The 24551-nt window shown below is 66.7% G+C and carries 21 protein-coding genes and 1 other RNA gene; 12 read left to right on the forward strand and 10 right to left on the reverse strand.

Annotation, left to right across the window (positions count from 1 at the left end; genetic code table 11):
• The first annotated feature begins 24 nt into the window (after nucleotides 1-24).
• A complete protein-coding gene (locus tag VML93_RS01865; RefSeq protein WP_325607083.1) occupies nucleotides 25-1104 on the forward strand; it encodes a Zn-dependent alcohol dehydrogenase in 1080 nt (359 codons plus the stop codon).
• On the opposite strand, the gene VML93_RS01870 is transcribed toward VML93_RS01865, so the two are convergent.
• Nucleotides 1101-2039, reverse strand: coding sequence for an epimerase (locus VML93_RS01870; RefSeq protein ID WP_325607085.1), 939 nt, complete (start codon nucleotides 2037-2039; stop codon nucleotides 1101-1103). The genes VML93_RS01865 and VML93_RS01870 overlap by 4 nt on opposite strands.
• 16 nt (nucleotides 2040-2055) lie before the next feature.
• The gene (locus VML93_RS01875) at nucleotides 2056-2766 is read right to left on the reverse strand and encodes a 2OG-Fe(II) oxygenase (RefSeq protein WP_325607087.1); all 711 of its coding nucleotides are present in this window, start codon (nucleotides 2764-2766) and stop codon (nucleotides 2056-2058) included.
• 61 nt (nucleotides 2767-2827) lie between these two features.
• Between VML93_RS01875 and rnpB the strand changes: the two genes are divergently transcribed.
• An RNA gene (gene rnpB, locus VML93_RS01880) (RNase P RNA component class A) lies at nucleotides 2828-3243 on the forward strand.
• A 135-nt stretch (nucleotides 3244-3378) separates the two neighbouring features.
• Here rnpB and VML93_RS01885 read toward each other — a convergent pair.
• Complete coding sequence (locus VML93_RS01885; protein ID WP_325607089.1) at nucleotides 3379-3591, reverse strand: hypothetical protein; 213 nt, start codon at nucleotides 3589-3591, stop codon at nucleotides 3379-3381.
• A 129-nt stretch (nucleotides 3592-3720) separates the two neighbouring features.
• On the reverse strand, nucleotides 3721-5238 hold the full coding sequence (locus VML93_RS01890) for a CYTH and CHAD domain-containing protein (protein ID WP_325607091.1): 1518 nt from the start codon (nucleotides 5236-5238) through the stop codon (nucleotides 3721-3723).
• Between the two features lie 178 nt (nucleotides 5239-5416).
• Here VML93_RS01890 and VML93_RS01895 point away from each other — a divergent pair, with 178 nt between their 5' ends.
• Nucleotides 5417-5794 (forward strand): heme-binding protein, encoded by a 378-nt coding sequence (locus tag VML93_RS01895; protein ID WP_414686259.1) that lies wholly within the window; start codon nucleotides 5417-5419, stop codon nucleotides 5792-5794.
• Nucleotides 5795-5853: 59 nt separating this feature from the next.
• On the forward strand, nucleotides 5854-6786 hold the full coding sequence (locus tag VML93_RS01900; RefSeq protein WP_325607093.1) for an NADP-dependent oxidoreductase: 933 nt from the start codon (nucleotides 5854-5856) through the stop codon (nucleotides 6784-6786).
• 2 nt (nucleotides 6787-6788) lie between these two features.
• On the opposite strand, the gene panB is transcribed toward VML93_RS01900, so the two are convergent.
• On the reverse strand, nucleotides 6789-7649 hold the full coding sequence (gene panB / locus VML93_RS01905; protein ID WP_325607095.1) for a 3-methyl-2-oxobutanoate hydroxymethyltransferase: 861 nt from the start codon (nucleotides 7647-7649) through the stop codon (nucleotides 6789-6791).
• Nucleotides 7650-7842: 193 nt separating this feature from the next.
• On the opposite strand from panB, the gene VML93_RS01910 reads away from it, so the two are divergent.
• From VML93_RS01910 to VML93_RS01945, 8 genes are all read left to right on the forward strand, one after another.
• Nucleotides 7843-9165 (forward strand): WS/DGAT/MGAT family O-acyltransferase, encoded by a 1323-nt coding sequence (locus tag VML93_RS01910; RefSeq protein WP_414686260.1) that lies wholly within the window; start codon nucleotides 7843-7845, stop codon nucleotides 9163-9165.
• A 48-nt stretch (nucleotides 9166-9213) separates the two neighbouring features.
• Nucleotides 9214-10767 (forward strand): alpha/beta hydrolase, encoded by a 1554-nt coding sequence (locus tag VML93_RS01915; RefSeq protein WP_325607099.1) that lies wholly within the window; start codon nucleotides 9214-9216, stop codon nucleotides 10765-10767.
• Nucleotides 10768-11040: 273 nt separating this feature from the next.
• A complete protein-coding gene (locus VML93_RS01920) occupies nucleotides 11041-12606 on the forward strand; it encodes an alpha/beta hydrolase (protein WP_325607101.1) in 1566 nt (521 codons plus the stop codon).
• A 70-nt stretch (nucleotides 12607-12676) separates the two neighbouring features.
• Nucleotides 12677-14017 carry a type I glutamate--ammonia ligase gene (gene glnA / locus VML93_RS01925; protein ID WP_325607103.1) on the forward strand — a complete coding sequence of 447 codons (1341 nt, stop codon included), beginning with the start codon at nucleotides 12677-12679 and terminating at the stop codon, nucleotides 14015-14017.
• A 22-nt stretch (nucleotides 14018-14039) separates the two neighbouring features.
• Entirely contained in the window at nucleotides 14040-17045 is a 3006-nt protein-coding gene (locus VML93_RS01930) for a bifunctional [glutamine synthetase] adenylyltransferase/[glutamine synthetase]-adenylyl-L-tyrosine phosphorylase (protein WP_325607105.1), read from the forward strand.
• Nucleotides 17042-17698 (forward strand): PaaI family thioesterase, encoded by a 657-nt coding sequence (locus VML93_RS01935; RefSeq protein ID WP_325607107.1) that lies wholly within the window; start codon nucleotides 17042-17044, stop codon nucleotides 17696-17698. Before VML93_RS01930 ends, VML93_RS01935 begins: the two co-directional genes overlap by 4 nt.
• Nucleotides 17695-18555 carry a TIGR03619 family F420-dependent LLM class oxidoreductase gene (locus tag VML93_RS01940; RefSeq protein ID WP_325607109.1) on the forward strand — a complete coding sequence of 287 codons (861 nt, stop codon included), beginning with the start codon at nucleotides 17695-17697 and terminating at the stop codon, nucleotides 18553-18555. The genes VML93_RS01935 and VML93_RS01940 overlap by 4 nt, the downstream gene beginning before the upstream one ends.
• A 100-nt stretch (nucleotides 18556-18655) precedes the next feature.
• Nucleotides 18656-19084: a hypothetical protein gene (locus tag VML93_RS01945; RefSeq protein WP_325607111.1), complete on the forward strand. Its 429-nt coding sequence runs from the start codon at nucleotides 18656-18658 to the stop codon at nucleotides 19082-19084.
• On the opposite strand, the gene VML93_RS01950 is transcribed toward VML93_RS01945, so the two are convergent.
• From VML93_RS01950 to glnA (VML93_RS01970), 5 genes are all read right to left on the reverse strand, one after another.
• Nucleotides 19003-20517 (reverse strand): multicopper oxidase family protein, encoded by a 1515-nt coding sequence (locus VML93_RS01950; protein WP_414686261.1) that lies wholly within the window; start codon nucleotides 20515-20517, stop codon nucleotides 19003-19005. The two genes, VML93_RS01945 and VML93_RS01950, sit on opposite strands and share 82 nt — an antisense overlap.
• Nucleotides 20518-20554: 37 nt before the next feature.
• Nucleotides 20555-21295 carry an ArsR family transcriptional regulator gene (locus VML93_RS01955; RefSeq protein ID WP_325607113.1) on the reverse strand — a complete coding sequence of 247 codons (741 nt, stop codon included), beginning with the start codon at nucleotides 21293-21295 and terminating at the stop codon, nucleotides 20555-20557.
• 34 nt (nucleotides 21296-21329) lie between these two features.
• Entirely contained in the window at nucleotides 21330-21911 is a 582-nt protein-coding gene (locus VML93_RS01960) for a 2'-5' RNA ligase family protein (protein ID WP_325607115.1), read from the reverse strand.
• 91 nt (nucleotides 21912-22002) lie between these two features.
• Nucleotides 22003-23445: a carotenoid oxygenase family protein gene (locus VML93_RS01965; protein WP_325607117.1), complete on the reverse strand. Its 1443-nt coding sequence runs from the start codon at nucleotides 23443-23445 to the stop codon at nucleotides 22003-22005.
• A 241-nt stretch (nucleotides 23446-23686) separates the two neighbouring features.
• On the reverse strand, nucleotides 23687-24551 hold an 865-nt coding region (gene glnA, locus VML93_RS01970), incomplete at its 5' end, for a type I glutamate--ammonia ligase (RefSeq protein WP_325607119.1).

Genomic DNA, 24551 nt, shown 5'->3' on the forward strand with positions numbered 1-24551 from the left:
GTCGTCTCGTCATCGTAAGCAGATATGAAAGCGGTCGTGCTGCGTGAGGTCGGGCAAGCCACAACGGTGGAGGAGCTCGAACTGCGGCCGCTGGCCGGCCACGAGGTGAAGGTGCGGCTGGCCGCCAGCGGCGTGTGCCACAGCGACCTGTCGCTGCGCGACGGGTCGATACCGACATTGCTGCCCTGCACGCTCGGTCACGAGGGCGCCGGGGTCGTCATCGAGGTGGGTGACGACGTCACCACCGTCAAGCCGGGCCAGCACGTCGTGCTGACGTGGAGTGTGCCATGCCGGTCCTGCCCGCATTGCCTGCGCGGCGAAACCGAACTGTGCCTGCACAGCTATGACCACGTCTACGGCGCCCCATACGCCGAGGGTGCCGGCCCGGTGTGGCCGGGACTGGGTGTCGGGTCGCTGGCGCAGGAGACCCTGCTTCCGGCCGCCGCGGTGGTGCCGGTCGACGAGTCGCTGCCGCTTGATCAGGCCGCACTGCTGGGCTGCGGCGTCACCACCGGGGTAGGCGCGGTGATGCACACGGCAGCCGTCCGCCCGGGCGAGAGCGTGCTGGTAATCGGCTGTGGCGGTGTGGGTTTGGCCGCGATCCAAGGAGCCCGGCTGGCCGGCGCGGCGCGGATCATCGCGGCCGACCGGATGGCCGGCCAGCTCCCGGCTGCCGTGGCCAACGGCGCGACCGACACCGTCGACGCGAGCGCGGTCGACCTCACCGCCGCCGTGCGTGACCTCACCGGCGGCGCCGGCGCCGATCACGGAATCGAGGTGGTGGGCAAACCCGCGACGATCCGTGCGGCCTACGAAGCGACCCGCCGCGGCGGCAGCGTCACGCTGGTGGGTGCCGCCGGCCTCACGGAGGAGGTGACGCTGCCCGCGCTGTCGTTGATGTCCGACGGCAAGAAGGTCCAGGGCAGCGTCTACGGCGCCAGCGATCCGGTGCGTGATATCCCGGTGCTGGCCGAGCTCGCCCGGCGCGGCCTTCTCGACCTCGAGGCGCTGGTGACGCGACGGATCGGCATCGACGACGTCGAGGCGGCGTTCACCGACATGTCAGCGGGGCGCGGGGCACGCAGCGTGGTCTGCTTCGGCTAGCTCAGCAGGTCGGCCAGGGCCGCCTCCAGGGTCGGGAATTCGAACTCAAAGCCGCTGTCCTTCAACACTTTTGACGTTGCGTAGCGTCCGGTCAGCCCGAGCGCGGGGTCGGTGCGCAACACCACGCCCCCGACTTTGACCAGCACCGCCGGGGTGGGCGGCGCCGCCGGCCGACGCAGTTGCCGACGCAGTGCGGCCATCAGGTCGCGGTTGCGGACCGGATGATCGGCGGCCGCCACGAGCAGGCCGTCCGGGATCGTCACGCCCGGTGTCAGGCCCAGACACGCCCGGACGATCGCAAGCCAGTCGGACAGGTGAATCCAGGAGAACCACTGGCGACCCGTTGCGACCCGTCCGCCCAGGCCGAACTTCGTGAGACCGACCAGCCGGGTCAGCGCGGGGGAGTCCGGGTCGAGGACGACCGCGGTGCGCAGGATCACGCCGTGGCGGGTGTTGGCGCCCTCGAACGCCTGCTCCCAGGGTTCGGCCACTCCGGTCATCTGCGGCAGGCCCGTCGGCAGTGGCGTGCTCTCGTCGCAGCGGGTTTCGCCGGCGTCCGACCAGATCGCGGTGGTACTGGACTGAATCCACTGCGCCAGTGGAGTTTTCAGCTGTCGGCTGGCCTCGACGAGCGCCCGGGTGGGCAGCACCCGGCTTTCCCGGAGCTCGGCGACATTGCGCTGGGTAGGTCGGCAGTCCACCAGCTTGCCGGCCAGGTTGACGATGGCGGTGTTGGGTCCGTCCAACTCGGCGGCCCAGTCGCCGACCGTGCGGCCGTCCCAGAGCACCTGGCGCACGCCGAGTGCGGGGTCGACATGACGGGTCAGGACGACCACATCGTGGCCGCGGCCGCCGAGGTCGGCCGCGATGCGCCGGCCCAACGACCCGCTGCCACCCGCGAGGACCACCTTCAACCGCTCGGGGGAACTGTTCACGTCGAAACCGTAGCGGTCAGGCGGCGTCGTGGAAAATCAGCCCCATGGCATAGCGCTCGCCGGACCGGACCGTGGAAAGGCCATGCCGCACCGGCGCCGCCGACCAACCCCGCTTCGACCGCATCGGCCGCTCCCGGGTGGTGAACACGAAACCGTGGCCCTGCGGCAATTGCGTTGCGGTGCCGCGGGATTGGGCACGCGGCCGTTGCTCCACGAGGAGGAACTCGCCGCCGGTGTAATCACGGGCAGGATCGCTCAGGTTGATCACCACCTGAAGCGGAAACACCAACTCGCCGTACAGATCCTGGTGCAGCGCGTTCCAGTCGTCGGTGCCGTACTTCAGCATCAGGGCGGTAGACCTGGTCTGGCCGGCGGCATGGCAGCTGGCCAGCCACTCGTCAAGGGTGTCCGGCCAGGGCGCGTGGCGGCCCAGCTTGGCCCACCAGTCGCGGGCGATCGGCAGCAGTCGAGGATAGAGCGCCTGCTTGAGCCGTTCGATCGGCTCGGGATACGGCGCGCGGAAGTAGCGGTACTGCCCGGCGCCGTACCGCTTGGGCGCCATGTCGATGGTCGAGCGGAACAGGCTGTCGTCGGCGTAGAGCTTGCGCAGTCGCGCCGCCTCGGCCGCGGTGATCAGCTTCGGCAGCAGCGCGCCGCCGTATTCGCCGACCTCCGCGGTGATGGCCTCCCAATCGCCGGAGTCGACGCGCTTGTCCCACTCGGCCATCAAGCAGTTCTACCAGCCACTGGCCACGTGATGCCGCAGCGAGTACGGTGTTCGTCGCGGACGAGTTGGCTGGGCGGCCGCGGCTCGCGCTGGTCGCAGACCGGTGTCGAGTCGAGGAAAGTCCGGACTTCACAGAGCAGGGTGATTGCTAACGGCAATCCGAGGTGACTCGCGGGAAAGTGCCACAGAAAACAGACCGCCACCCTCGCGGTGGTAAGGGTGAAACGGTGCGGTAAGAGCGCACCAGCATTCCGGGTGACCGGAGTGGCTCGGCAAACCCCACCCGAAGCAAGGTCAAGAAGGCCGCACCGGGAGGTGCGGTCGCGCAGGCGTTCGAGGGTTGCTCGCCCGAGTCTGCGGGTAGACCGCTCGAGGCACCCGGCAACGGTGTGTCCAGATGGATGGTCGCCGCCTTGCCGCCGTTGGTTACGCCGCGGCGGTGAGGAACAGAATCCGGCTTACAAGCCAGCTCGTTCGCCCTAAGCCCTTGACCTGCACATTCAGACCGGTACCGGCCGAACGGCGTGCCCTCCATGTCAGCGCTCCCGTAGCCTCAGCAGTCTGGGGTTTCGGCGGCCGCCACGTCTGGATTGTGTAGTGAAACTCGCGCTATCAGCCAGCGTCTCGTTCCGGTGGTCCGCCCTCGCCCGGATCGAGCCCGTCAACTCGCTCGCTCTGACGGGTCTCCTTGAGTTTCCCGATGACGCTGTCCGTGTCAACGTCCTGCAGCCCGAAGTCCTTGCAGGCCGTGCGGATCTCGGCCTCGGTGAACATCGGCACAGGCTCCTTGGACCCCCAGCCCCAGTTTGGGCGGTCTTCGGTCAACAGAACTCCACCAACAGCGCTCGTTTCTTCGGGTATCGTCCGACGGCACCTCGTCGATTTGACCGAACACTAGCAGTTCAGGTGGCCGAGACGGGAGGCCTATTCGTGCGATATGTGGGCGACAAAAATTCAGTGCCGCGCTTTGCGCACCGACTTGTCGAGTTGGCGCAATAAGTCGTCCACCTGCTCGCGACAACTCTCGGCCAAGTCGCTCTCCTGCTGGTACAGCAGGCCGTAGGTGAAGGTGTCCTCGCCGGCGGTATGCGCAGCTTCAGCCTGGTGGCTCAGATGATCGCGGCTGACCACGCTGTCTTGGTGATCCCCGAGCAGCGTCTGGATCGCCTTCGCCCGCTCGGACACATTGTCGGCTCCGGTAGCCGCCGCGGTATAGCGAAGTCGCTTGGCGCGCTTGCGAATCCGGTGCAGTGCCTCATCGCGATCGTGGTGGTCCTCGTGGTCGGCGGCCTTTGCTGCTTTGGCGGCCTTGCGGACCCGCCGGTAGGCCGCGTCGATGGTCACCGGCGTAGCTTCCTCGGCCGCCTGGCTGACCGGGATCTCGGCCACCATCGCATCCAGGGCGTCGAGCAGGCGGAAGTACCGCGGCGACCGCATGGCGGTCAGCGACCGTCGCAGCCCGGTCTGGTACCGGCGCCGCGCACCTTCGACCAGACGTTCGCGCACGGGGCCACGCACCAGCTCCGGCGCCAGCAGGTCCAGTTGGCGCTCATAGCGCTCGCCGAGCACCTCGGCGTCGCGCGCCACACCGAGAACACCGGCCAGCTCACGAAGTTCGTCGAGGATCCACGCCCCCTCGGTCAGGCCGAACGAGTCGTGCGAGTCGCGTAGCAGGCTGCGGATCTTGCGGGTGGTCACCCGCATTTGGTGCACCGCGTCGTCGGCGTCGGCACGTACCGCGCGATCCCACTCCAGCAGCTGATCAACCTGCTCGGCCACGGCGCGGTGCACGGGATCCTCCGGCTGCGGTTTGCCGTTGGCCCGCGGGGTAGAGCCCAGCACCCGCGCCAACTTGGAGCCGTGACCCGCGGGTGCGGCGCCGGCGTCGAGCAGCCGATTGCTCAGTCGTCCCAACAGCTCGGTATCGGCGGTGCCGTTCGTTCCGACGAGCTCCACTTCCCACTCGCGCCACTCTTGTTCGGCTGGGCCCTCGTCAGAGCTCTCCGCGGCCGACCACGCGGTGACGTGATCGTTGCTGAACTCCGCCAGTGCAGTGCCGTCGACGCTGTAGAGAACCTGGCTTTCGCGTTGGGTGGTGATTCGCGCGACCGGCTCGACCGGGCGGTCGCGGACGATCGCCAGCACCACGTCGCGCAACTCGTCGGGCACGGATTCGGCATCGGAGGCGGCCAGCGGGGCGTGGATCTCGGTGCGCGCGTCGGGTCCGGCCGGCAGCTTCAGGTGCCAGCCGGCATCCGTGCCACCGGTACGACGACGCAGGGTGACTTTGTTGCGGGCCAGGTCCTGCGTTGGCGTGTCGAAGTAGATCGCGTCCAGCGATTGAGTCGGCGACTTCTCGACTCGAGCCACCGCGGCGATGCCTTCGAACGATGGCGCCACTGTCGATTCCACGACGTCGAACTTGCGTTCCACCTCCAGGTGACGCGCCGTCTTCGGCGCTTTTCCAGGCATCGTTGGCTCCGTGGTCGTTGATTGGCTCCCATAGCGTGCCACATCCAAATGACGGGGCTCTCGACGGCTTTGCGCTTGTTTGGTCATTGTGTCCGGCTTGGACGGCTTATCGTTTGCGGAGCGGGTTAACCGTTCCGGCTGCGACTTGTCGGATACCTGATGGATAAAGGAGCTGTCCATGGTGTTTCTCGGTTGTGCCAGATCCCACCTCGTTACCGGCGCGATAGCGGCCGGCGCAGTGCTCTTCGCGGCCGGGACCGCGATGGCAGATCCGGAGCCCGCGCCTCCGCCGCCGAACTGCACGGCGGCCGACCTGGCCGGGGTCGCCGCGGGCGTCGCAGCGGCGACGTCGGTATATCTGTACGAACACCCCGACGTCAACGACTACTTCACCAATCTGAAGGGCATTCCCCGCACCGACATGCGTGACAAGCTGCAGCAGTACATGGATGCCAACCCGGGGGTGCACGCTGATCTGCAGCGCATTCGCCAGCCGATGACCGACTTTCGCAGTCGATGCGGACTGGGCCCCGGAATAGGCGAAGAAGCCAGCTAGACGGTCGGTCTGATCGGTAGATCCTGCGCACGTCGGGATCTGGTAAACCGGACTGCGAAGTGAAAGCCATTCGCACGCATGCCCGGGGCGGTCCCGAGCAGCTCAGGTACGAAGACGCGCCAGTGCCCGCGCCGACCGCGGCTGAGGTTCGGGTACGCGTGCAGGCCGCCGGCATCACGCCCACCGAACTGACCTGGGCGGAGACCTATCAGGACCGCGGCGGCCGCTCGCGGCTGCCGAGCATCCCGGCGCACGAGTTGGCGGGTGTCGTCGACGCTCTCGGCACCGGTGTCGACGAACTGTCCGCCGGCGACGTCGTCTACGGGCTGATCGACTTCCCGCGCGATGGTTGTGCGGCCGAATTCGTCACCGTCCCGGCCGCCGATCTGGCCCCCGCGCCGCGAACCCTCGATCCCGTGCATGCGGCCGCGGTGCCGCTGTCCGGGCTGACGGCCTGGCAGGCCCTGTTCCGGCACGGTCGCCTACAAGCGGGTCAGCGGGTGCTGGTGCACGGCGCCGCCGGCGGGGTGGGATCGTTCGCGGTGCAACTGGCGCGTTGGAAGGGGGCCCACATCATCGCGACGGCATCGCACCGGCACGAGACCTTCCTGCGCGAACTGGGGGTGGATCGGTTCGTCGACTACACCACCGAGTCATTCGAAAAGCTGGTCCACGACGTCGATCTCGTGCTCGACGCGGTCGGCGGCGACACGCTGCGGCGCTCGTGGGCAGCGCTGGGAACCGACGGCAGCCTGATCTCGATCTTCGAAGAGCCCGGCCAGCCGCCCGCCGACCACCCCGACGCACACGGGATGTTCTTCATCGTCGAGCCAAACCGAGACGAACTGGACGAACTGACCCGGCTGATCGACGCGGGCGAACTTCGCGTCTCGGTGCAGAACGTGTTCCCGCTCGCCGAGGCGCGCGCCGCCTTCGAGCACGGCCTGGCCGGGCATCTGCGCGGCAAGATCGTGCTGCAGGTCGCGGACTGAGATCAGAAGCAGTGCTCGTCGGCGGGAAACACCCCGCTGGCTACGTCTTCTGCGTATTGCATTGCAGCACGGCGTAATTCGCCACCGATATCGGCGTACCGCTTGACGAAACGGGGACCTTTGCCGCTGCTCATCCCGGCCATGTCCTGCCAGACCAGGACCTGCCCGTCGCAGTTCGGGCCGGCTCCGATCCCGATGGTCGGAATGGTCAGCTTGCCGGTGATCTGAGTGGCCAGTTCGGCGGGCACCATCTCCATGACGACGGAGAACGCCCCGGCCTCGGCGACCGCGATCGCGTCGGCGATCGTCTGCTCCGCGGCGTCGCCGCGACCCTGCACCCGGAAGCCCCCGAGGGTGTTGACGCTCTGCGGCGTGAAGCCGACGTGCGCCATCACCGGGATGCCCGCGGCGGTCAGGAACGCGATTTGCTCGGCCACCCGTTCGCCGCCCTCGAGTTTGACGGCGTGCGCGCCGCCCTCCTTCATGAAGCGGGTGGCTGCGGCCAGCGCGGCGGTGGGTCCGGCTTCGTAGCTGCCGAACGGCAGATCGGCGACGACCAGGGCGTGTTGGGCGCCCCGCGCCACGCCCCGGACCAGCGGGATCAGCTCGTCGATGGAGACCGGCACGGTGGTGTCGTAGCCGTAGACGACGTTGGCCGCGGAGTCACCGACCAGCAGCACCGGGATGCCGGCCTCGTCGAAGACCCGCGCCGTCGAGTAGTCGTAGACCGTGAGCATGGCCCACTTGTGGCCTTCGGCCTTCCATTTCTGCAGGTGGTGGGTGCGGATCTTGGTTCTGGGCGCCGACGGTGTGGACTCGGCAGGGCTGGGTCCATAAACATTAAGCTCAGACTTCGAAGACATCTTTGTCCCTAGTGGTGTGGTCGGGTCGATCCTCGTGGCCGTTATCGGTCCCCGGGTTCGTCTGACTCCCACAGTCTGCCATCTCTTCTGCCTGGTTGTCACCGTGGTGATGTGTGACACATACCATCGGCGGATGCAGCGGCTCAGCGGACTCGATGCCAGTTTCTTGTATCTGGAAACCGACTCGCAGCACATGCATGTTTGCTCGATCATGGATGTCGACACCTCGACCATGCCCGGCGGCTACACCTTCGACCTGCTGCGCGAAGCGTTGTCGTTGCGGATCAAGGCGATGCCGGAGTTCCGCGAAAAGCTTGCCAACAGTCCGCTGAACCTCGACCATCCGGTCTGGGTGGACGACGAGGCTTTCGACGTCGATCGGCATCTGCACCGCATCGGGTTGCCGCCGCCGGGCGGGCGCGCCGAGCTGTCCGAAATCTGCGGCCACATCGCCTCGCTGCCGTTGGACCGCCGCCGGCCGCTGTGGGAGATGTGGGTCCTGGAAGGAGTGGCGGGCACTGATTGTCACCGAATCGCGGTGATGAGCAAGGTGCACCACGCCGGGGTGGACGGGGTGACCGGCGCCAACCTGATTTCTCGGCTGTGCGCCACCGAAGCCGACGCGCCCGCTCCGGAGCCGGTGGACGGCGTCGGCGGCGGCAGCGGTATGCAGATCGCGGCGGGCGGGCTGCTGCGATTCGTCACGCGTCCTTTGCAGTTGGCCAATGTGATGCCGCAAACCGTGTCGTCGGTGGTTTCGACGGTGGCACGGGCGCTGGAAGGCCAGACGATGGCGCGTCCGTTCGCCGCGCCGCCAACCATGTTCAACGCCAGCATCAATGGCCGGCGCAACATCGCCTATGCCCAACTGGATCTCGAGGACATCAAGAAGGTGAAGAACCATTTCGGCGTCAAGGTCAACGACGTGGTGATGGCCTTGGTGTCCGGGGTGCTTCGGCAATATCTGGTCGAGCGCAACGCTTTACCCGACACCTCGCTGGTCGCGACGGTACCGGTATCGGTGCACGGCAAATCCGATCGCCCTGGCCGCAACCAGGTTTCGGGGATGTTTTCCAGCCTGGAAACCCAGATCGTCGACCCAGCGCAGCGACTCGAGGCCATCGCGCAAGCGAATTCGGTTGCCAAAGAACATAGTTCGGCCATCGGTGCCACCCTGTTGCAGGACTGGACACAGTTCGCCGCGCCGGCGGTGTTCGGGGTTGCGATGCGGGTCTATGCCAGGACCCGGCTGACTGAGAGCCTGCCGGTGCACAACCTGGTGGTCTCGAACGTGCCCGGGCCGCAGATCCCGCTGTACCTGCTGGGCGGTGAGGTCAAGGCCATGTACCCGTTGGGGCCGATCTTTCACGGCTCGGGACTCAACATCACCGTGATGTCGCTCAACGGCAAGTTGGACGTCGGTCTGGTCTCCTGTCCGGACCTGTTGCCCGACCTGTGGGAGATGGCCGACGAGTTTGCCGTCGCGATGGAGGAGCTGCTCGCAGCTACCAGCTAACAGGCCGCTCACCAGCATGTTGTGTGTCCTCTGGCAGCATATGGTGCCATGTGCCTATCTCGCCGCGACAAGATCGCGCGCACGCTGCTGATCTGGACGGCGGTCGCTGCCGTGGCAATGCTGCTCGGAGGCTGCCTCCGCGTGGTCAACGGGCACCCCCACATGGCCGGGCCGAAGCTTGGCCAGCCGATCGCGTGGGCACCCTGTCGCGCCACCAACCCGTCGAAGCTCCCGGCCGGAACGATGTGCGGCAAGCTCGCGGTGCCGGTCGACTACGACCATCTCAACGGCGGCGTCACAGTGCTGCAGTTGATTCGCTTCGCGGCGACGGGAAAGAAGATCGGCTCGCTGGTCATCAACCCCGGCGGTCCCGGCGAGTCCGGGGTCGAGGCCGCGTTGTCGATTGTCCAGACGTTGCCGCCGAAGGTCCGCGAACGGTTCGACCTGGTCGGCTTCGACCCGCGCGGGGTGGCGATGTCGCGGCCGGCGATCTGGTGCAACTCCGATGCGGACAACGATCGGTTGCGGGCCGAGCCGCAGGTGGACTACAGCCCCGCGGGTGTGCAGCACAGCGAGGACGAGACCAGGGAATTCGTCGCCCGCTGCGTCACCAAGATGGGCATCGATTTCCTGCGCAACGTCGGGACCGTCAACGTCGCGCGGGACCTGGATGCGATCCGTGCGGCGCTGGGCGACGACAAACTGACCTACCTGGGTTACTCGTATGGCACCCGGATCGGCGCCGCGTACGCCGAGGCCTACCCGCAGAACGTGCGGTCGATGATCCTCGACGGCGCCGTCGACCCCAATGCCGATCCCACCGAGGCCGACTTGCGTCAGGCCAAGGGCTTCCAGGACGCGTTCAACGACTATGCCGCGGACTGCGCGAAAAAGCCGACGTGTCCGCTGGGCACCGACCCGGCCAAGGCGGTCGACGTCTACCACAGCCTGCTCGACCCGCTGGTCGACCCGAACAACCAACAGATCAGCCGGCCGGCGAAAACCAACGACCCGCGCCAGCTGAGCTTCAGCGACGCCATCGTGGGCACCATCATGGCGCTGTACTCGCCGACTCTGTGGCACCACCTCACCGACGGCCTGACCGAGTTGCGCGGCGGCCGCGGAGACACCCTGCTGGCCCTGGCCGATATGTACATGCGGCGCGACGCGAAGGGCCACTACACCAACGCCACCGACGCGCGGGTGGCGATCAACTGCGTCGACCAGCCCCCGGTCACCGACCGGGCCAAGGTCATCGACGAAGACCGCCGCTCCCGCGAACTCGCGCCGTTCATGAGCTACGGGCAGTTCACCGGTCACGCGCCGTTGAGCACCTGCGCGTTCTGGCCGGTGCCACCGACCAGCAAGCCGCACGCCGTCTCAGCGCCCGAGTTGGCGCCGAATATCGTCGTGTCCACCACCCACGACCCGGCGACGCCCTACCAGGCCGGCGTCGACCTGGCCAAACAGCTGCGCGGGTCGCTGCTAACCTTCGAAGGCACCCAGCACACGGTGGTCTTCCAGGGCGACAGCTGCATCGACAACTACATCACGGCGTATCTGATCAGCGGCACCACACCGCCGGCCGGCGCCAAGTGTTGATGCGCATCTGAGGACGTCCGGCGCGCGCGGCGACAGCTTCAACCGCAGGTCCGACCTCGTCGCCGAGCGTGGACTGGTTGCGAAAATCCGGATTTTCGCAGTGGTTACACGTTCGGCGAGGAGGGGAGGCGCGGCCGCGCCGCCCGAAAACTCGTCCGTGAGAACACGTTCGGCGACCCTCGGCGACAGCGACAACCCCCGACCTTATGAGGGATTGATAAGAGATCAATGCGTGATCATTTCGCGTCTTTTCGGGTATGCGCGGCTGCGACGATGACTGCCATGTCGCGCCGGAGACCAATGAGCTCGGCGCTTCTTTCATTGTTTGCCGCGGGATTCCTGCTGGCGGGCCAACAGCTGCCGACGGCCGGCGCCACCCCCGAACCCGGAGCGGGCCAGACGCAGGACCCGCAGCCGCCGGCGGTCGCGAAGCCCAACTGGGGCAGCTGCGGCGACTTCCTGAGCGACGCCGGCGACGTCCCGACCGCCAAGTGCGCGACGGTTTCGGTTCCGGTCGACTACAACAATCCCGGTGGGGCACAGGCCAAGTTGGCGGTGATCCGCGTCCCGGCAACGGGCCAGCGGATCGGTTCGCTGCTGATCAATCCCGGCGGGCCCGGGGCCTCGGCGGTCGACACGGTCGCCGGGTTGGCGCCCGACTTGGACGGCAGCGAGATCCGCAGCCACTTCGATCTGGTGGGCTTCGACCCCAGGGGCGTGGGCCATTCCACGCCGGCTTTGCGGTGCCGCACCGACGCCGAGTGGGACGCGTTCCGGCGCGACCCGATGGTCGACTACAGCCCCGCCGGCGTCGCGCACATCGAGCAGGTCTACCAACATTTGGCCAAAGAGTGCGCCGACAAGATGGGCACCGGGTTCCTGGCGAACGTGGGCACCGCGTCGGCGGCCCGCGATATGGACATGGTCCGTCAAGCGCTGGGCGAGGAGCAGATCAACTACCTGGGCTACAGCTACGGCACCGAGTTGGGCACCGCCTATCTGGAACGGTTCGCCGACCACGTGCGGGCGATGGTGCTCGACGGCGCGATCGACCCGACCGTGGGCCCGATCGAGGAAAACATCAGGCAGATGGCGGGATTCCAGACCGCTTTCAACGACTACGCCGCCGATTGCGCCCGTTCGCCGGCCTGCCCGCTGGGCACCGACCCCGCCCAATGGACCAACCGGTACCACGCCCTGGTCGACCCGCTGGTGACCAAGCCGGGGCCGACGTCGGATCCACGCGGCCTGGGGTACGCCGACGCGACCACCGGCACCATCAACGCGCTCTACACCCCGGCGCACTGGAAATACCTGACCAGCGGTCTGCTTGGGCTGCAAAAGCACACCGACGCCGGCGACCTGCTGATGCTCGCCGACGAGTACGACGGCCGCGACCGGCATGGACACTACGACAACGGCCAGGACGCGTTCAATGCGATCCGGTGTGTGGACGCCCCGTCGCCGACGGACGCGGCGAGCTGGGTGGACGCCGACCGGCAGATCCGCGAGGCCGCGCCGTTCCTCAGCTACGGGCCGTTCACCGGCAACGCGCCGCGCGACCTGTGCGGGCTGTGGCCGGTGCCGGCGACGTCCGCGCCGCACGTCGCGCCGCAGGTCCAGTTCGGCAAGGTCGTCGTCGTCTCCACCACACACGACCCGGCCACCCCGTATCAGGCCGGCGTGAACCTGGCCCACCAGCTGGGCGCGCCGCTGATCACTTACGACGGAACCCAGCACACCGCGGTGTTCAACGGTAACCACTGCGTGGACAACGCGGTGGTGCGCTATTTCGTGGATCTGACGTTGCCGCCGCTGGCGTTGCGCTGCCAGCGCTGATCCAGTCCGCAACGCGCCTGACCGGGCACCGGTAACACACCGTTAACAGACTGTGCCTACTGTTCGGATTATGGATCGACAGAAGGAATTCGTGCTCCGCACGCTCGAGGAGCGAGACATCCGCTTCGTGCGGCTGTGGTTCACCGACGTGCTCGGCTTCCTCAAGTCGGTCGCGATAGCCCCGGCCGAACTCGAGGGCGCGTTCGAAGAAGGCATCGGCTTCGACGGATCGTCCATCGAGGGCTTCGCCCGGGTCTCGGAGTCCGACACGGTCGCGCACCCTGACCCCTCCACCTTCCAGGTGCTGCCCTGGGCCACCAGCGCCGGCCACCACCATTCCGCGCGGATGTTCTGCGACATCACCATGCCCGACGGGTCGCCGTCCTGGGCGGATCCCCGCCACGTGCTGCGGCGTCAGCTGCAAAAGGCCAACGACCTCGGCTTCTCCTGCTATGTGCATCCCGAGATCGAGTTCTTCCTGCTCAAGCCCGGCGCGGAGGACGGCTCGGAGCCGATTCCGATCGACAACGCCGGCTACTTCGACCAGGCCGTCCACGAATCCGCGTCCAAGTTCCGCCGGCACGCCATCGAGGCGCTGGAGTTCATGGGCATCTCGGTGGAGTTCAGCCACCACGAAGGCGCCCCCGGCCAGCAGGAGATCGACCTGCGTTTCGCCGACGCGCTGTCGATGGCCGACAACGTGATGACGTTCCGCTACGTCATCAAAGAGGTCGCGCTGGAGGAGGGCGTGCGGGCCACGTTCATGCCCAAGCCGTTCGGGCAGCACGCCGGTTCGGCGATGCACACCCACATGAGCCTGTTCGAGGGCGACGTCAACGCCTTCCACAGCGACGACGACCCGCTGCAACTGTCGGATGTGGGCAAGTCGTTCATCGCCGGGATCCTGGAACACGCCTCTGAAATCAGCGCGGTGACAAATCAATGGGTCAACTCCTACAAGCGACTGGTGGTCGGCGGCGAGGCGCCCACCGCCGCCTCCTGGGGTGCGGCCAACCGGTCGGCCCTGGTGCGGGTCCCGATGTATACGCCGCACAAGACGTCGTCGCGCCGGGTCGAGGTGCGCAGCCCCGACTCGGCGTGCAACCCCTACCTGGCGTTCGCCGTGCTGCTGGCCGCCGGACTGCGTGGGGTGGAGAAGGGCTACGTGCTGGGCCCGCAGGCCGAGGACAACGTGTGGGACCTCACCCCCGAGGAACGCCGCGCGATGGGGTATCGCGACCTGCCGTCCAGCCTGGACAATGCGCTTCGTTCCATGGAGGCCTCCGAGCTGGTCGCGGAAGCCTTGGGGGAGCACGTCTTTGACTTCTTCCTGCGTAACAAGCGCACCGAGTGGGCCAACTACCGCAGCCACGTCACCCCCTACGAGCTGAAGACTTACCTGTCGCTCTAGCCGGTTGCGCTACCGTCGTTGCGTGACCAAGCCCGCGACGGAGCGACCCAGGCTGCCCAGTGTCGGCCGACTCGGATTGGTCGACCCCCGTGCCGGCGAGCGGCTGACGCAGCTGGGTTGGTACGGCGAGGACGATCAGGCCCACATCGAGCTGCTGTGGTCGCTGTCGCGGGCGCCGGACGCCGACGCCGCCCTGCGAATCCTGATCCGGCTGTTCGAGAACCCGGACAGCGGGTGGGACGAGCTCAACGCGGCCCTGCTCACCGACCGCAGTCTGCGCGGGCGGCTGTTCGCCGTGCTGGGCTCGTCGCTTGCGCTGGGCGATCACCTGGTCGCCCATCCCCAGTCCTGGAAGCTGTTGCGCGGCAAGGGCACGCTGCCTACCCGAGAGCAGCTGGACCAGTCTTTCAACCAGTGCGTCGACCAGTTGCAAGACGACGGCCTGGCTGCCGGGGGCTCGGCGGTGCCGCCGCTGAGCACCCTGTACCGCGACCACTTGCTGGTGCTGGCCGCGCTCGACCTGGCGGCCACCGTCGAGGACGAACCGGTGCTGCCGTTCACCCTGGTCGCCGCGCATCTGGCCGACCTGGCCGACGCTGCGCTGGGGGCGGCGCTGCGGGTTGCCCAGGCGATCGTGTGCGGCGACCGGACGCCGCCGCGGCTGGCGGTCATCGCGATGGGCAAATGCGGTGCGCGCGAACTGAACTACGTCAGCGACGTCGACGTCATCTTCGTCGCCGAGGAGGCCAACGCGCTGTCCGCCCGAGTGGCCGGCGAGATGATGCGGGTGGCCTCGGCGGCGTTTTTCCAGGTGGATGCCGGGCTGCGGCCGGAGGGGCGCAGCGGTGAGCTGGTCCGCACGGTCGAGTCGCACGTCGCCTACTATCAGCGCTGGGCCAAAACCTGGGAGTTCCAGGCCTTGCTGAAAGCCCGGGTCGCGGTCGGCGACTCGGAACTGGGCCGGCGTTACATGGACGCGTTGATGCCCTTGGTCTGGGTGGCCTGCGAGCGTGAGGACTTCGTGGTCGAGGTGCAGGCCATGCGGCGCCGTGTCGAGCAGCTGGTGCCCGCCGACGTCCGGGGCCGTGAACTCAAGCTCGGTAGCGGTGGATTGCGCGACGTGGAGTTCGCTGTGCAGCTGCTGCAGCTGGTACACGGGCGCAGCGACGAGTCGCTGCACGTGGCGTCCACGGTCGATGCGCTGCAAGCCTTGGGCGGCGGGGGTTACATCGGGCGCGAGGACACGGCCAACCTGACCGCGTCCTACGAGTTCCTCCGGCTGCTCGAGCACCGGCTGCAGCTACAGCGGCTCAAGCGCACCCATTTGCTGCCCCAGTTCGACGACGACGAGGCGGTGCGCTGGCTGGCGCGCGCGGCCCACATCCGGCCCGACGGTCGCCACGACGCGGCCGGGGTGCTGCGCGAGGAGCTCAAGAACCAGAACGTGCGGGTGTCGCGGCTGCACGCGAAACTCTTCTACCAGCCCCTGCTGGAGTCGATCGGCCCGGCGGGCCTGGAGATTGCCGGCGGCGGCATGACGCCGGAAGCCGCCGAGCGCCAGTTGGCCGCGCTGGGCTACGAGGGCCCGAAGACCGCGCTGAACCACATGTCGGCGCTGGTCAACCAGAGCGGACGGCGCGGACGGGTGCAGTCGGTGCTGCTGCCCAGGCTGCTGGACTGGATGTCCTACGCCCCCGACCCCGACGGCGGGTTGCTGGCCTACCGGCGGCTCAGTGAGGCGCTGGCCACCCAAAGCTGGTACCTGGCCACGCTGCGCGACAAGCCCGCGGTCGCCAAGCGGCTCATGCACGTGCTGGGAACTTCCGCGTATGTGCCGGACTTGCTGATGCGCGCACCCGAGGTCATCCAACAGTACGGCGACGGGCCGGGCGGCCCGAAACTGCTTGAGACCCAGCCCGCAGCGGTGGCCCGCGCGCTCGTCGCCTCGTCCGGCCGCCACGCCGACCCGGTGCGGGCCATCGCCGCCGCGCGGTCGCTGCGCCGTCGTGAGCTGGCCCGCATCGGTTCCGCGGACCTGCTTGGCATGCTCGAGGTCACCGACGTGTGCCAGGCGCTGACGTCGGTGTGGGTGGCGGTGCTGCAGGCCGCGCTGGACGCGATGATCCGCACCAACATGCCCGCGGACGGCTTCGAAAAAGGAAAAGCTCCGGCCGCGATCGCCGTAATCGGCATGGGCCGGCTGGGCGGCGCCGAGCTCGGCTACGGATCGGATGCCGACGTGATCTTCGTCTGCGAGCCGGCTGCCGGTGTCGAGGATTCGCTGGCGATCCGCTGGTCGACCACGATCGCCGAGCAGGTTCGCACGTTGTTGGGGACACCGAGCGTCGACCCGCCCCTGGAAATCGACACCAACCTGCGGCCCGAGGGACGCAACGGACCGCTGGTGCGCACACTGGCGGCCTACACCGCCTATTACGAACAGTGGGCTCAGCCCTGGGAGATTCAGGCGCTGCTGCGTGCTCACGCGGTCGCCGGCGACGCGGATCTGGGCGTGCGGTTCCTGCTCATGGCCGACAAAACGCGCTATCCGCCCGACGGGGTGTCCGCCGAGGCGGTGCGGGAGATTCGCCGGATGAAGGCCCGGGTGGAGTCCGAGCGGTTGCCGCGTGGTGCGGACCCCAACACGCACACCAAGCTGGGCCGCGGGGGACTGGCCGACATCGAGTGGACCGTGCAGCTGATGCAGCTGCGGCACGCTCACGAGATCCCGGCGCTGCACAACACCTCGACGCTGCAATCCCTGGACGTGATCGCCGAGGCCGGTCTGGTCCCCGCCGAGGAAGTGGACCTGCTGCGGCAGGCTTGGCTGACCGCGACGCGGGCTCGCAACGCCCTGGTGCTGGTGCGTGGCAAGCCCACCGACCAGTTGCCGGGACCGGGTCGTCAGCTCAATGCGGTGGCGGTGGCCGCGGGCTGGCCCAGCGACGACGGCAGCGAGTTCCTGGACAACTACCTGCGGGTGACGCGGCGGGCAAAAGCCGTGGTACGCAAGGTGTTCGGGAGTTGAGTGAGGAACTGGGCCCGCTGGGCAACGCCCTGTTCGAGGTGCTCAGCGCGGCGGAGGCGGATCGAGTGACGGCGCTGTACGCGCCGCTGGCTGACGCCGTCCGGGAACTCGTCGACGCCACCATCCGCACCGAGGCCGACGACGTCGTCGTCGCGCAGGCGCGCGCCGCGATCGAGGCGGTCACCGAGTCGTTGCGGCAACGGACCCGGCCGGTCGGGGTGAGCTACCGCGTCGACGGTCGCCCGCTGCCGTTGGGCAACGCGGCCGTCGGCGTGTGCAACCCGATCGCGCCTCCGGTCGTCGTCCACCACGAGGGCGGCGGGCGCTGCTGGAGTGAGTTCGTCCTTGGTTCGGCGTACGAGGGCCCGCCCACGCTGGTGCACGGCGGCGTCAGCGCCCTGGTGCTGGACCACATGCTCGGCGAGGCGGCCAGCGAGGGGCTGTCCAAGCCGCGCTTCACCGGGACGATCACCGTGAAGTACCTGCGTGGCACGCCGTTGGGACCGCTGCGTTCCGAAGCTTGGATAGACCGTAAGGAGGGCGTCAAAGTTTTTGCGCGCGGAGTTATTTCGGATGCGGCGGGGATCACCGTCGAGGCTGAAGGCGTCTTCATCGAGCCGGCGTGGGCCAAAGACGGGCAACTGGGGCAATGAAGTTCTACGTCAGCAGCGCGTTCCTGAACACCCGGGAGATCATCGAGATCGCAAGGGCCGCCGACGGCCTCGGCTACGACGGCCTCGGCATCCCCGACCACGTCGTCAACCTGGAGACACTGGAAACCCCCTACCCGTACACGAAAGATGGGCAACGACGCTGGCAGCCGTTCACCGACTGGCCCGATCCGTGGGTCCTCGTCGGGGCACTGGCCCAGGTCACCACCCGGCTGAAATTCGTCACCACCGTCTACATCCCCGCGATGCGCAACCCCTACTCGGCGGCCAAAGCCATTGGCACCGCTGCGGTTTTGGCGTCCGGGCGGGTGGAGCTCGGCATCGGCGTGGGGTGGTGCCAAGAGGAATTCGCCTTGATGGGTGAGCAGTTCGCCGCCCGCGGCAAACGTACCGACGAGATCATCGACTTGATGCGGGCGCTGTGGCAACCGGACTGGACGGAATTCGAGGGCGACTTCTACCGGGCGCCGCGGCTGGAGATGCAGCCGACGCCGCCGCCGATTCCGGTGTATGTCGGTGGGCTCAGCGATGTCGCGTTGCGCCGCGCCGCCCGCCACGACGGCTGGATCGGGGACCTGATCAAGACCGATCGCGCCATCGAGGCGGTGGGCAGGCTGCGCCAACTGCGGGCCGAAAACGGTTTGTCCATGGACGGTTTCACGATCCTGACGCCGCTCACCGACGCTTTCACACCCGCCCACTATCGGCGCGCCGAGGACGCCGGCATCACCGGCATCATCACCATGCCATGGATGTTCTACGCCGGGCCGGACGCCGCCTTGGCCGACAAGATCGACGGCATGCGGCGCTTCCGCAAGGACCTCGCGCTCGACGCGTAGGCGCTCGCTCGCCGCCTGCCAAGCGCCTTTGTTCGTTTCGGTACGGGGCGACGTCGAAGTTGGTACGGTCCACGAGACCGAGGGGATGAGGGGAGAAAACATGAGCAAGGGATCGCGCGTCTTGGCAGCGGCGGCGGTGGTGGTTATTGGTGTCGTCGCAGCACAAGCAACGACGATCGCAAGCGCCGACCCGGACTTGCAGTCGCTGATAGCTGCACCGGCGAACGCCCAGAGAACCGACGGCCCGGACTCCATTCACGACAACGGAATCCATCTGCACTACCTGGTCAACGGATCGCCAAACGATGTGATGAACGGATACAAGGGCGCGCTCCAAGGCAAGGGCTGGGCAGTGACCGTCCAGAATTCGGGTGGCGGCGGCGGGGGTGGCGGCGCTACCTACACCGGGACCAACGGCAACGCCTACGGCGTGTTCACCGGAGGTGGCTACGGCGGCACCACCGACGTCGACGCGTGTGCGTGGCCGACAAAGCCCTCGAACACCGATTGCGGCGGCGGCCACCGGTAATTGCCGTCACGGCGCCAGGTGGTGTTGAACAGCAGCATGAGCCCGTAGTCCATGTGGATCTGCTGGTGACAGTGCATCAGCGAGAGCCCGGGCTGATCGGCGACGAAGTCGATCTCCATGCTTTGGTAGCCGCCGAGCATCGCGACGTCTTTGCGGACGCCCGCGGTCGGCGTGCCGGCGAGCTGAGTGATTTCAAAGCTGTGCCGGTGCAAATGCATCGGGTGCAGATCGTCGCTGGCATTGCGGAAGCGCAGCCGATAGCGCTTGTCACGCTGCAGTTCGAGCACGGGTTTGCGGGTGTCCATGGAAAACGGGGTGCCGTTTATCGTCCAGGCGTTGAAGCCGCTGTCGGCGGCGTTGCGTTTCTCGAGCAGCATCTCGATGGTGTGATCGGGTGCCGCGGCCGCCGGGGGGTTGGGTGGTGCGAACAGCCGGTAATCCCACTTGAACGGTGGGGGTGCCGTCCATTGCGGGTCCCCACCGCGTCCGGCGTATTCGACGACCACGCCCATTCCGTGACCGCGGTCGTCGTCGGACAGATCGCCGAGCACCCACACTCCCGGATTGGTCATCGTGACGTGTGCCGATATTCGTTCGCCGGCACCGAGCCATAGCACCGGCGCGGAAGCCGGGTTGGATACCGGATTGCCGTCCAGCGCAACAACAGTGAACGTGTGCCCGGGCAGCGCCAGACTGCGGGATTCGGTGGCGCTGCCGTTGAGGACATGCAGCAGCACGCGTTGACCGGCCTGCACCCGGATGGGATCACCGTGGCCAAGCATGCGGCCGTTGATGGCAAATGCTGCGTAGCTGACCTCGTAACCGCGGGGGTCGCCTCGGCCGAGTGACGCGCTCATCGCCGATTCGCCCTTCGACTTGAGATCAGGGTCCTGCTCGCCGGCCAGGAAATCGCTGGGCATGTCGCCACCGTGGGCGAATGTGGGCTGAAACTCCTTGAGCGTCAAGAAGATCTCTTGGTCGTACGCACCCGGATTCTGTTTGGGCTCGATATAGACCGGTCCCACCTGGCCGCAGTACTGGCCCCGGGACAGATCGGCTCGAGCCACCACGTGGGTGTGGTAGAAGCGGTAGCCGGCCGGGCCGGGCACAAAAGTGATGCGCCGCATGCCATGTGCGGGAATGTAAGGCGTGCCCTCTTCTGCGGCACCGTCGATGTCGACGGGGACCTGCTGGCCATGCCAGTGCAACTGTTCGGGGGTGTCGGTGTCGTTGTAGATGTCCACCCAGGTCCGTTGGCCCTCCTTCAAGCGCACCAGCGGGCCGGGGAATTGGCCGTTGTAGACGGTGGTCGACACGATGTGATCTGGGGCCAATTCGACTGTGGCAGTGCCGATCCGCAGCGTGTAGTCAGCCTTGCCGTTGGGCGGGGAGGGCGGCGCATGCTGCGAGCAAGCGCCGCCGGCGGCGGTCATCACCGCCAGGCCGCCCCATTTGAGGAGATCGCGTCGATCAAACACCATGTGGTCCTTCGGCGTTCGCCAGAACAGGCAATAGGAATCCGATACGGGAGTCGAGTTCGGCCGCCACGCTGCGAAACTCGCGATAGTCGCCCGGGCCTGCCGATGGATCGGGCAGGCTCCAATGCATCGCCGCAGCGGAGCCGTGGTCGCGGGGAAACTCGCGGACCTTGTCGCACAACGTGATCACGTAATCGAACCGCCGTCCGGAAACGGCGGTCAGCGATTTCGGCCGTCGGCGACTGATGTCAAGGCCGTAGTCCTCGCGCATGACCCGCACGGCGCTGGCGTGTAGCCGTGGCTTGGGATGGCTGCCTGCGCTTGCGACGCGGATACGGCCGTGTCCCCGGCGCCGCAACAGCGCCTCGGCCATCGGCGAGCGCGCGCTGTTGCCGGTGCACAGGAACAGCACCGACCTGACGGCCGCCGGTCGTGCGGCAAGTGCGGGGGCCAGTGCCGAGTGCAGTGCCGTTGCGGCATCAGCGAATCCGGCCGCGCACCGTGCAAGTTCGAGGTGGTAGTAGCTGTCGCGACCATCGAAGCTGCTGCGACGAGCGTCGACCAGCCCGGCTGCGCGCAACAAACGCAGATGATAAGAGACAAGGTTCTGCGGTGCCCCCACGGCGGCGACCAATTCCCTGACCCGGCAATCGCTTTCGGCCAGCTCGGTCAACAGCGACCAGCGCAACGGATGCGATGCCATCCGCAGCACTAGTGGAACCGGCACATCCACGGTCGCCACAATACATCAAACCAGTTTGATTGAATTAAGGGTGGTCGAGCGTGGGGGCTATGGACGCGTTCGACTCGGCGGAGGTTTTGGCGCGGTCAGCCAGCGGTAGCCGCGTAATGTCCTTCACTCGAATACCGTCGTAGCTGCATACGGTCAAGCCGTCAATAACGCCTTTAATATTTATGCGTTCGCTATTTAAACGGTCCACCAGCTCTTGGGCAACGATTTTTTGGGCGATCGTCGCGATACTGATGTGCGGAATGTAGGGAATATCTGCGCGCAGTTCGCTCGCAAGTGCGTCGGTATACAGTAGGTCATGAAGTGCGGTAATTTCCGGCTTGCCGAGTGATGGGACCAGGAAGACATGATAAAAAGATCGCGAATCATCCTCGACAAGAATCACTTTCGTCAACGTGAAAGCGATTCGTTGTTGCCCGCGCATCTTCAACTCGGTATGGTCGGCCAGGTCCTCTACGGAAAGCTTCTCACTCGGAAAAACAAAGGTGAAATGGGGCTGCACCGCTTCAAATAATCGGTCTTCGGCGCTCCTGATGGCTTGTATCCACTCGAAATCGGTTTGATTCAGAGTTGGATAGGCCAATACGACATTGCTCACGAACTGACTTTGACAAAATTAGGCGCATTCGACGGATGTCGCGGGACATCATCGGGCACCGGCCCAGGACGCAGGGGCGTCTGCTCGCGCATCAGTTGGCGCTTGGTACCCAGTTGCCGTGGAACCCGGCCGGCACTCGGTGCGGCAGTTTGATGCTGGCTATGTCTTCAAGGGTTTGTGCGTCCAGGATTGCCAACTGGCTGCGATCGGTGGGCCGGTCATATACGTAGCCCATGAGCACGCCCTCGTCCTCGCCCGCATCGGGTGAAGAAGGATGGAACACGAACTCTCCCAAGCCCTTTTCGGCGCCGAAGGAGCGCGCTTCGGTGCTGCCGCGGGCGAAGTCGTGCTTGAGTAGGGCGTCGCCGCCTTCAAGGCCTTCCAGGATCGTCGGCACATAACCGTACCGATGCCGCTTGCCGACCAGGCGCTCGTCGACGCGGGGAAATTCCTGCGCGTGATCGTCGAAGCGGGATTCGCGTACCTTGCCGTCGGCCAGATCGACTGTCCAACGGTCCAACGTCGATGGCCCATCGTTGGGGCCGGTGCGGTCGCGGTTGAACATCTTGGGGTACCGCACCACGTCAAGCACGATGGTGTCGTCCTCGTCGGAGGCGTTCATCGGATGAAACACGTAACACGGCTCGACGTCGAACCAGCGCACATCCGCGTCGCCACCCTCGCGTGGCATCACGCCGACGCGAGCGGGGTACTTCGGGTCCCATTTGTACGGGAACCGCCGGTCGGCGGGATTCGAAACTTGTATGCGAGCGGAGATCGGATCGGGGATTGGAACGCGGCCGATCAACGCTGACAGCACCAACTGGATCGGCAGACGCAGCGGGCGTGGCACGGTCATGGCGGCCGCCAGCGGGGCGTCAAAGGTGACCGGCAGGTCGTAAACCACGACGTAGTTCTCGGTCAGGGAGAAGTCGTGCATCATCGGACTGCCGCTGACGGTGATATCGACGGTGCGCCGCGCCCGGCCGTCGACCCCGATCACCGAGTACCGCACCTTGTTGCCGTGATACGCGTTGTACGAAACCGCGTGCAGCTCACCGGTTTCCGGGTCGCGCTTGGGGTGGGCGGTGTACCCGCCGGTCAGCGTCCCGTCGAAGTCGCATACCCCGACCGTGTCCAGCTCATCGGTGAGCTCGTAGTTGATGCCGCCGCCTTCGATCAGGGCGAGCGTCTTACCGGCGTGCCCGATCACGTTGGTGTTGGCGCCGAGCGGATACAGCCCGTAGTGACCATCCGGTGGTCGCTCGCCGAGTTCCTTCGCCACCTTCGGGCTGCGCACCCAGCGGTTGCGGTACCACTCCGCCTTGCCGTCGCGGATGCGGATACCGTGCACCATGCCGTCACCGACGAACCAGTGGCTGTGGTCCGGGATGATCTCGCCGATCGGATTCGGTCCGTTGCGCAGGTACCGTCCGTCCAGGTAGTCCGGAATGGTCCCGGCAACCTCGAGTTCGGTGAGCGTGTACTCCTGCTGGATGGGGGCAAACGGACCCTGCAGATAGCGGTTGGTCATGACGGACCTCCTACGTCGCGCGACGCACTATTGGCTGGGTTCGATGGACGCCCATCCTGCTCCCGCATTCGGCACCGGTCAACTGCGCGACACCACCGGCGAGCAGACACAAAAGCACCCGACACGCCCCCCAGCCGAGCGTATGCGTGATCTACTACAGACCCATTAACCAGCAGTGTTGCGCCGACCCCTAGAAACCGCCCCCGGGGCGCGGGTGCATTTGTGTCTCGCGGAAACGTCTTTAGACGTCGTAGTACAGAGCGAACTCGTAGGGGTGCGGCCGGATCTGGACCGGCAAGATCTCGTTGTCGCGCTTGAAGCTGATCCACGTCTCGATCAGGTCAGGCGTGAACACGCCTCCCTCAGTGAGGTATTCGTGGTCGGCCTCGAGCCGGTCGATCACCGCGGAGAGCTGAGTGGGCGCCTGCGGGATGTTCGCAGCCTCTTCCGGCGGCAGCTCGTAGAGGTCCTTGTCGACCGGCGACTGCGGCTCGATCTTGTTCTTGATGCCGTCCAGGCCGGCCATCAGCATGGCCGAGAACGCCAGGTACGGGTTGCCCGACGAGTCGGGGCAACGGAACTCCAGCCGCTTGGCCTTCGGGTTCTTGCCGGTGATCGGGATACGCACACAGGCCGAGCGGTTGCGCTGGCTGTAGACCAGGTTGATCGGCGCCTCGAAGCCGGGAACCAATCGCTTGTAGGAGTTCACCGTCGGGTTGGTGAACGCCAGCAACGACGGCGCGTGGTGCAGCAGGCCGCCGATGTAGTGGCGGGCCGTGTCCGACAGGCCGGCGTAGCCGGTCTCGTCGTACATCAGCGGGCTGCCGTCCTTCCACAGCGACTGGTGGGTGTGCATGCCGGAGCCGTTGTCACCGAACAGCGGCTTGGGCATGAACGTCACGGTCTTGCCGGCCTGCCACGCGGTGTTCTTGACGATGTACTTGTACAGCTGCATATCGTCGGCGGCGTGCAGCAGCGTGTTGAACTTGTAGTTGATCTCGGCCTGGCCGCCGGTGCCCACCTCGTGGTGGCCCTTCTCCAGGCTGAAGCCGTTCTGGATCAGATTGTGCAGCATCCTGCTGCGCAGGTCGACGTAATGGTCGACG

Origin of the sequence: Mycobacterium sp. (assembly GCF_035499775.1) — a bacterium.
Lineage (GTDB): Bacteria > Actinomycetota > Actinomycetes > Mycobacteriales > Mycobacteriaceae > Mycobacterium.